The sequence below is a fragment of the Mycobacterium sp. 1245111.1 genome (assembly GCF_001673405.1).
Lineage (GTDB): Bacteria > Actinomycetota > Actinomycetes > Mycobacteriales > Mycobacteriaceae > Mycobacterium.
The window spans coordinates 1-7,072 of the sequence record NZ_LZLV01000109.1; the positions used below are offsets into that span (position 1 = coordinate 1).

Consider the following 7,072-nt stretch of genomic DNA (forward strand, 5'->3'; position numbering starts at 1 on the left):
CCGCGCGCAGATGACTTCGAGCAACAGGCGCGGTGCGGTCGCACCGCGCATCTCCGTCAGCCCGGCGTGGACTACCTCGGCGTAGCGGGTCAGCGTCGCGGGACCCAGCCGGGCCGCCTGCTCGCGCATCCGGTCCAGCACGTCTTCGGGGGCATCGACCACACCGCGGGACGTTGCATCCGGAACCGCTTGCAGCACAAGCAAATCGCGGAACCGCTCCAGCAGATCGGTGGCAAACCGCCGCGGGTCGTGCCCGGCGTCGATCACCGACTCCACCGCGCCGAACAGGGCCGCGGCATCCCCGGCGCCCAGCGCGTCGACGGCCTCGTCGATCAGCGCCACATCGGTGGCGCCCAGCAGTCCCAGCGCCCGCTGGTAGTTGACCCGGTTACCTTCGGCGCCGGCCAGCAACTGGTCGAGCACCGACAACGTGTCGCGTGGCGAGCCGCCGCCGGCCCTGATCACCAACGGGTAGACGGCATCGTCGACGACCACATCCTCCTGGGCGCAGATCCGCTCGACCAATCCCCGCATGGTCCGGGGGGCCAGCAGCCGGAACGGATAGTGATGGGTGCGCGAACGGATCGTCGGCAACACCTTCTCCGGCTCGGTCGTGGCGAACACGAAGATCAAGTGGTCGGGCGGCTCCTCGACGATCTTGAGCAGCGCGTTGAAGCCGGCCGTGGTCACCATGTGCGCCTCGTCGACGATGAACACCCGATAGCGCGACTGGGCCGGCGCGTAGAACGCCCGGTCCCGCAGCTCACGGGTGTCGTCGACACCCCCGTGGCTGGCAGCGTCGAGCTCGACGACGTCGATGCTGCCGGCTCCGTTGGGCGCCAGCCCGATACACGAGTCGCACACCCCGCAGGGCGTCGCGGTCGGCCCCTGCTCGCAGTTCAGCGAGCGGGCCAGGATGCGCGCCGACGAGGTCTTGCCGCAGCCGCGCGGGCCGGAGAACAGGTAGGCGTGATTGATTCGGCCGGCGGTCAACGCGGTCGACAGCGGCTCGGTGACGTGTTCCTGCCCCACCACTTCGGCGAAGGTCGCCGGTCGGTACTTACGGTAGAGAGCCACGGTCAGAGGCTACTCAGCCCGACCGACGATGCGAACCCGGATGGGTTCGCCTGAGGAGGCGGGCAATCGAGCACGGGGCCCGACGCTCACTACGCCTGGCTCAGCAGCGACTCGGTCGCCGACAGCAGCGCGCAGGTCGCCAGGCCGTCGATCGCATCCCGCAGGTCCGACTCCGGCGGGAAGGTCGGCGCGATGCGGATGTTCTTGTCGTCCGGGTCTTTCCGGTACGGGAACGACGCGCCGGCCTCGGTTACCGCGATACCGGCGTCCTTGGCCAGCGAGACGGTGCGCTTGGCCGTGCCGGGCAGCACGTCGAGGCTGATGAAGTAGCCGCCCTCGGGCTCATTCCAGGACGCGATCTTGGATTCGCCCAACCGCTTGTCCAAAATCTCCAGTGCCAGCGCGAATTTCGGCGCCAGCAGTTGCTGGTGACGCAGCATCTGCAGCCGGACACCGTCGGCGTCGCCGAAGAACCGCAGGTGCCGCAGCTGGTTGACCTTGTCCGGGCCGATCGACTTCTTGCCGGCGTACTGCAGGTACCACGCGATGTTGCCCAACGATCCACCGAAGAAGCTGACGCCGGCGCCGGCGAAGGTGATCTTCGACGTCGACGCGAAGACGTAGGGCCGGTTCGGGTTGTTCGCCGCCGCGGCCAGACCGAGCACATCGATCGGCCGGGGGAAGTCCAGTGTCAGCGTGTGCACCGCGTAGGCGTTGTCCCAGAACAACCGGAAATCGTCTGCGGCCGTACGCATTTGCACGAGCCGGCGGACCGTCTCCCACGAATAGCTCAGCCCGGTGGGGTTGGCGAACACCGGGACCGCCCACAAGCCCTTGATGGCCGGGTCGACCGCGACCAGCTCTTCGATCAGGTCGACGTCCGGGCCGTCCTCACGCATCGGGATCGGGATCATCTCGATGCCGAGCGTCTCGGTGATCGCGAAGTGCCGGTCGTAGCCGGGCACCGGGCACAAGAACTTGACGACAGGCTCGTCTTTCCAGGGACGCGGGGAATCGACTCCGCCGTAGAGCATCGAGAACACGATCACGTCGTGCATCAATTCCAGGCTGGCGTTGTTGCCGGCGATCAGGTTCTGCACCGGGATACCGAGCAGTTCGCCGAAGATTGCCCGCAGTTCGGGCAGGCCGTGCTGCCCGCCGTAGTTGCGCGTGTCGGTGCCGTCGCCGTCGCGGAAGTCGGCACCGGGCAGGCTCAGCAGGGCGTTGGACAGATCAAGCTGCTCGCTGCAGGGCTTTCCGCGGGTGAGGTCGAGCGACAGCTTCTTGGATTGAAGCTCGGCGTAATCCTGTTGGTGGCGGGCGTGCAATGCCTCGAGGTCGTCACGGCCAAGGGAGCTGAACGAGCCGTACGACACCATCCGCCTTCCGACGTTTCATCACAGGGTTTCCATGCAGGGGACCCCGCGCACCCGCCAGAGCCCATTGACCCTTGCTGCCTTCCGGCCCTGGGGGAGTTCACAGGATAGACGCCGCGCGGGGTCCATCCAGAGTCTAGCTCCCGAGCGCGAAGCGGTCGGCCGAAGACCCTGACCTCGGTTGGCGCCGGGCGGCACTCGGTTACCATGGCCGACGGAGGATTCGCCTAGTGGCCTATGGCGCTCGCCTGGAACGCGGGTTGGGTTAATAGCCCTCGCGGGTTCAAATCCCGCATCCTCCGCACTTGATCCAGGAAGTGACCAGGCCCAATTGATAGGGTCTGGTCGCTTCCGGATTACCAGCTCGAGGAGGGGCATGGGACGCAGGGCCGCTATCTTCTGGCACGCGGCGATCTCGCTCGCCGCAGGCGTCCTCTATTTCTTCTTCGTGCTGCCGAGATGGCCCGAGTTGATGGGCGACACATCGCATGGTCTGGGCACGGTGGCGCGGATCGCCGCCGGCATCTTGATTGGCTTGGCGGCGCTTCCGGTGGTGTTGACACTGGTGCAGACGCGCAAGCCCGAGTTCGGCACGCCGGCCCTGGCGCTGACGCTGCGGACCTGGTCGGTCGTGGCCCACGTGGCCGCCGGGGTCCTGATTGTCGGCGCGGCGATCAGCGAGATCTGGCTGAACCTGGACAGCGTGGGCCGATGGCTGTTCGGCGTCTACGGCGCCGCGGCAGCGGTCGCGCTGCTCGGCATCGCGGGGTTCTACCTCTCGTTCGTCGCCGAATCGCCGCCGCCACCGCCGAAACCGTTGAAGCCCAAGAAAGAGAAGAAGCCACGCCGACGCCGCGGCGACAAGGACGACGCCGCCGACGAGGCCACGGGCGACGACGCGGCCACGGACACCGACGAGGATTCCGAAGAAGCCGACGCCGACGAGGACGACACCGCGGAAGCCGACGACACTGCCGAAGCCGACGAGAGTCCCGAAGTCCAGGCCACCGCAGCAGAACCCGAGTCGACGGCCGAAGAGGCCTCGGCAGTCGAAGAATCGCAGGACACCCAGGCGGCCGAGTCCAGCGGACTGCGCAACCGCCGCCCGTCGGGCAAGGTGTCGCACCGTCGTCGGCGTTCCCGCCGCGGCGTCGCCGTCGACGAATGAGCTGACCGACCGGACGAGAGAATCCCGTTTCCGGCTTGGCGAATCCCATTTCCGCCAGGCGGGATCTCGCCTATCCTGAGCGAGTGCCCAACACCTATCGCGTAGTCCAGTGGAACACCGGAAACGTCGGCAAGAGCTCCCTCAAATCGATCGCGGACAACCCGCTGCTCGAATTGGTCGGATGTTTCGCGTGGTCGCCGGAGAAGGCAGGACGTGACGCCGGCGAGCTGGTCGGCATCGCTCCGCTTGGGGTCGCGGCCACCAACGACGTCGACGCCCTGCTCGCGCTGAAGCCGGATTGCGTTGTCTACAACCCGATGTGGATCGACGTCGACGAGCTGGTTCGCATCCTGTCCGCGGGAGTCAACGTCGTGACCACCGCGTCGTTCATTACCGGGAAGAACCTCGGCGACGGCCGCGACCGGCTTGTCGAAGCCTGCGAAAAGGGTGGCGCGACGATCTTCGGATCCGGCGTCAGCCCGGGCTTCGCCGAGTTGTTGGCCATCGTCTCGGCGATGGTGTGCAACCGGGTCGACAAGGTGACCGTCAACGAAGCCGCCGACACGACGTTCTACGACTCACCGGAAACCGAAAAGCCGGTCGGCTTCGGCCAACCCATCAACCATCCGGACCTGCATGCGATGGCGGCCAAGGGCACCGAAGTCTTCGCCGAGGCCGTCGCGCTGGTCGGCGACGCACTCGGCATCGAGCTCGACGACATCCGATGCGAGGCCGAATTCGCCCAAACCACAGCCGATCTCGAGATGGCGTCGTGGACGATTCCGGCCGGATGCGTGGCTGGTGTGTACATCAGCTGGCAGGGAATACTGGACGGCAAGACCGTCATCGACCTCAACGTTCGGTGGCGCAAAGGCCAGACACTGGAACCGGATTGGAAGATCGACGGCGATGGCTGGGTGATTCAGGTCGACGGGCAACCCACTGTGACCGCCAAGGTCGGCTTCCTGCCCCCTCCGTATTTCGAGGCCACCACGATCGAGGAATTCATGGACCTCGGGCACATCATGACGGCGGTGCCGGCGATCAACGCGATCCCTGCCGTCGTCGCAGCAGCACCCGGTATCGCGACGTACGCGGACCTACCGCTGACGCTGCCGCGAGGCTTCGTCAAGACCTAGCTTTCCGACGAGCCAGGGGGTCCTGAGGAGGAGCGAGGCAATCGATCGAGCGCGGATCAGGTCCCGGGAATGTTCTGCAGCTTGCCCTGCAGGTCGGGGCAGTACTGAGCGATCGCGCTACCCAGGAACTGGTACGTCTGCACCTGCGTGGTGCCCCGGGGAAGGTTGATAGAGAGGAAATGCGCGCTCGCCGCAGCGTCCTTGTCGACACCGACTCCGAGCCGGTGGCAGGCGATCTTGGCCAGGTACGGGCTCTGGTCGTGCGGCGCGTAGATGCCGTAATGCTGGAGCTGGTTGTCGAAGTCGGTGTCGGGGTCGGCGAATGCCGGCGCGGACAAGCTGATTGCCGCAGCGACGGCGCCGACCGCAATACCCGTGAGCTTCATGGGTTGGATCCTACCTTTGTTGGGTCTGCGTCGGCTCATCGTCATTCGCTCTCCTTCGGGCCGCCGAGCCACCAGTGCGGGCTCGCGTTACGGTCTTCCAACAACCGCTGTGCCCAATTTCTTTCTGGTCGCCTATTCAGATTAGAGTAGCTAAGGTTACACACAGGCTAATTAGTTGAGCAGCCTTCGCCCATGGTTAGGAATTGAAGGGGCCCATGACGACGACTGAGCCGAGGACGGAGCCATTGATGACCCAAGGCTCCACCGACAGCGAGGGCAGGCGGACCACCCGCGAGCCGGCCAAACACAGAGGTCTGGCGGGCTTGTTCGCCCGGTACTGGCTCGTCCTAACCCTTGCGGCCGTCATTGCGTTGTCAGGATTCGTCGTCCACCGACTGCACGGTGTCTTCGGCGTCCACAAGGGTTCGTTCGGCGGCGGTACCTCGGGCGAGGTACTCGACTCGTTCAACGCGAAGACCATCACACTGCAGGTCTGGGGCCCACCGGGGAGTACGGCAACCATCAACTACCTCGACGCGGACTCCCATCCGCAGCAGGCACTCAACGTGCCCTTGCCCTGGAGCACAGTCTTGAGTTCAACGAAACCTGGCATCCCGGCCAACCTGGTAGCGCAAGGAGACGGCAGTTGGATCGCGTGCCAGTTTGTGGTGAACAAGCACGATGGAAGCGGTGACGTCATCAAGACCCCCAATCGTTCGGACGCCGTCGAAACCAACAACGCCTTCGTCTACTGCTTGGACAAGTCCGCATGAGCGACACCACTCAGGCTGCGCCGGCGCCGGTCGACCAGCCGCTGATCCCACCGTTCCTGCCGAAATGGATCCATCGGCTGGCGCTGCCGATCGTGCTGGCGTGGCTGGCCATTGTGTTCGTCACCAACACCGTCGCGCCGCAGCTGGAGGTGGTCTCCAAGAGCCACTCGGTACCGCAGAGTTCGAAGGACTCGGTGTCGTTCCAGTCGCAGATGCGCGTCGGAAAGACGTTCGACGAATTCAATACCGACAACTCAGCGATGGTGCTGCTGGAGGGCGACAAGCCGCTGGGGGCAGAGGCCCACCGCTATTACGACGAGATCGTCCGGCGGCTCGAGAACGATAAGAAGCACGTTCAGCACATCCAAGACTTCTGGAGCGACCCCCTCACCGCTGCTGGCTCGCAAAGTCACGATCAGAAGGCCGCCTACGTTCAGGTCTACCTCGCCGGCAACATAGGCAGTGGTAAGGGCTCCGAGTCCAGCGAGGCCGTCCGCAAGATCGTGGACTCGGTGCCGGCGCCGCCGGGTATCAAGGCCTACGTCACCGGCGCGGGTCCGCTGATCGCCGACCAGTCGCACGCGGGTGAGAAAGGGATTGCGAAGGTGACGATGGTCACCATTCTGGTGATCGTGGTCATGCTTTTGTTCGTCTACCGCTCGGTCAGCACAGTGCTGATCATGCTGACGATGGTGTTCATCGAGCTGGCCGCGGCCCGCGGTGTGGTCGCAACGATGGGCTACTACAACATCATGGGTCTGTCGACCTTCGCCAACAATATGCTGGTGCTGCTGGCGATCGCGGCCGGAACAGACTACGCGATCTTCATCGTCGGCCGCTACCACGAGGCGCGTGGCATGGGTGAAACACGCGAAGAAGCGTTCTACACAATGTTTCATGGCACGGCACACGTCGTCCTCGGCTCGGGTCTGACCATCGCCGGAGCGATGTACTGCTTGAGCTTTTGTCGACTGCCGTATTTCGAAACGATGGGTGTGCCGTGTTCGGTCGGTATGCTGGTCGCGGTGTTCGCGGCGCTGACCCTGGGCCCGGCGGTGCTGACCGTGGCCAGCTTCTTCAAGCTGCTGGACCCGAAGCGAAGGTTGCAGACCCAGGGCTGGCGCCGCATCGGTACCGCGATCGTCCGTTGGCC

General features: G+C 65.2%; 7 protein-coding genes, 1 tRNA gene and 1 other RNA gene. 5 read left to right on the forward strand and 4 right to left on the reverse strand.

Annotated features, from left to right (window positions below; all coding sequences use genetic code 11):
* The 3 genes from A5658_RS16030 to ffs all read right to left on the reverse strand — a co-directional run.
* Positions 1-1,077, reverse strand: a 1,077-nt coding sequence (locus A5658_RS16030; RefSeq protein WP_156751499.1) for a DNA polymerase III subunits gamma/tau, incomplete at its 3' end; no start/stop codon positions are given.
* An 89-nt stretch (positions 1,078-1,166) separates the two neighbouring features.
* On the reverse strand, positions 1,167-2,456 hold the full coding sequence (locus A5658_RS16035; RefSeq protein ID WP_067337034.1) for an aminotransferase class I/II-fold pyridoxal phosphate-dependent enzyme: 1,290 nt from the start codon (positions 2,454-2,456) through the stop codon (positions 1,167-1,169).
* A gap of 32 nt (positions 2,457-2,488) precedes the next feature.
* Positions 2,489-2,583, reverse strand: an RNA gene (gene ffs / locus A5658_RS16040) — signal recognition particle sRNA small type.
* Positions 2,584-2,669: 86 nt separating this feature from the next.
* On the opposite strand from ffs, the gene A5658_RS16045 reads away from it, so the two are divergent.
* The 3 genes from A5658_RS16045 to A5658_RS16055 all read left to right on the forward strand — a co-directional run bounded on the left by A5658_RS16045 (position 2,670) and on the right by A5658_RS16055 (position 4,760).
* A tRNA-Ser gene (locus tag A5658_RS16045) sits at positions 2,670-2,755 on the forward strand.
* A gap of 74 nt (positions 2,756-2,829) precedes the next feature.
* A complete protein-coding gene (locus A5658_RS16050) occupies positions 2,830-3,621 on the forward strand; it encodes a hypothetical protein (RefSeq protein WP_067337037.1) in 792 nt (263 codons plus the stop codon).
* Between the two features lie 83 nt (positions 3,622-3,704).
* A complete protein-coding gene (locus A5658_RS16055) occupies positions 3,705-4,760 on the forward strand; it encodes a dihydrodipicolinate reductase (RefSeq protein ID WP_067337040.1) in 1,056 nt (351 codons plus the stop codon).
* 56 nt (positions 4,761-4,816) lie between these two features.
* On the opposite strand, the gene A5658_RS16060 is transcribed toward A5658_RS16055, so the two are convergent.
* Complete coding sequence (locus tag A5658_RS16060; protein WP_067337043.1) at positions 4,817-5,146, reverse strand: DUF732 domain-containing protein; 330 nt, start codon at positions 5,144-5,146, stop codon at positions 4,817-4,819.
* A gap of 215 nt (positions 5,147-5,361) precedes the next feature.
* On the opposite strand from A5658_RS16060, the gene A5658_RS16065 reads away from it, so the two are divergent.
* Positions 5,362-5,919 (forward strand): MmpS family transport accessory protein, encoded by a 558-nt coding sequence (locus A5658_RS16065; protein ID WP_067337047.1) that lies wholly within the window; start codon positions 5,362-5,364, stop codon positions 5,917-5,919.
* A partial coding sequence (locus A5658_RS16070) for an MMPL family transporter (RefSeq protein ID WP_156751500.1) occupies positions 5,916-7,072 on the forward strand: 1,157 nt, incomplete at its 3' end. The genes A5658_RS16065 and A5658_RS16070, both read left to right, overlap by 4 nt.

Coding starts and splice junctions, on each gene's coding strand:
- A5658_RS16035 (WP_067337034.1), bottom strand. CDS start 2,456: ATGGTGTCGTACGGCTCGTTCAGCTCCCTTGGCCGTGACGACCTCGAG.
- A5658_RS16060 (WP_067337043.1), bottom strand. CDS start 5,146: ATGAAGCTCACGGGTATTGCGGTCGGCGCCGTCGCTGCGGCAATCAGC.
- A5658_RS16050 (WP_067337037.1), top strand. CDS start 2,830: ATGGGACGCAGGGCCGCTATCTTCTGGCACGCGGCGATCTCGCTCGCC.
- A5658_RS16065 (WP_067337047.1), top strand. CDS start 5,362: ATGACGACGACTGAGCCGAGGACGGAGCCATTGATGACCCAAGGCTCC.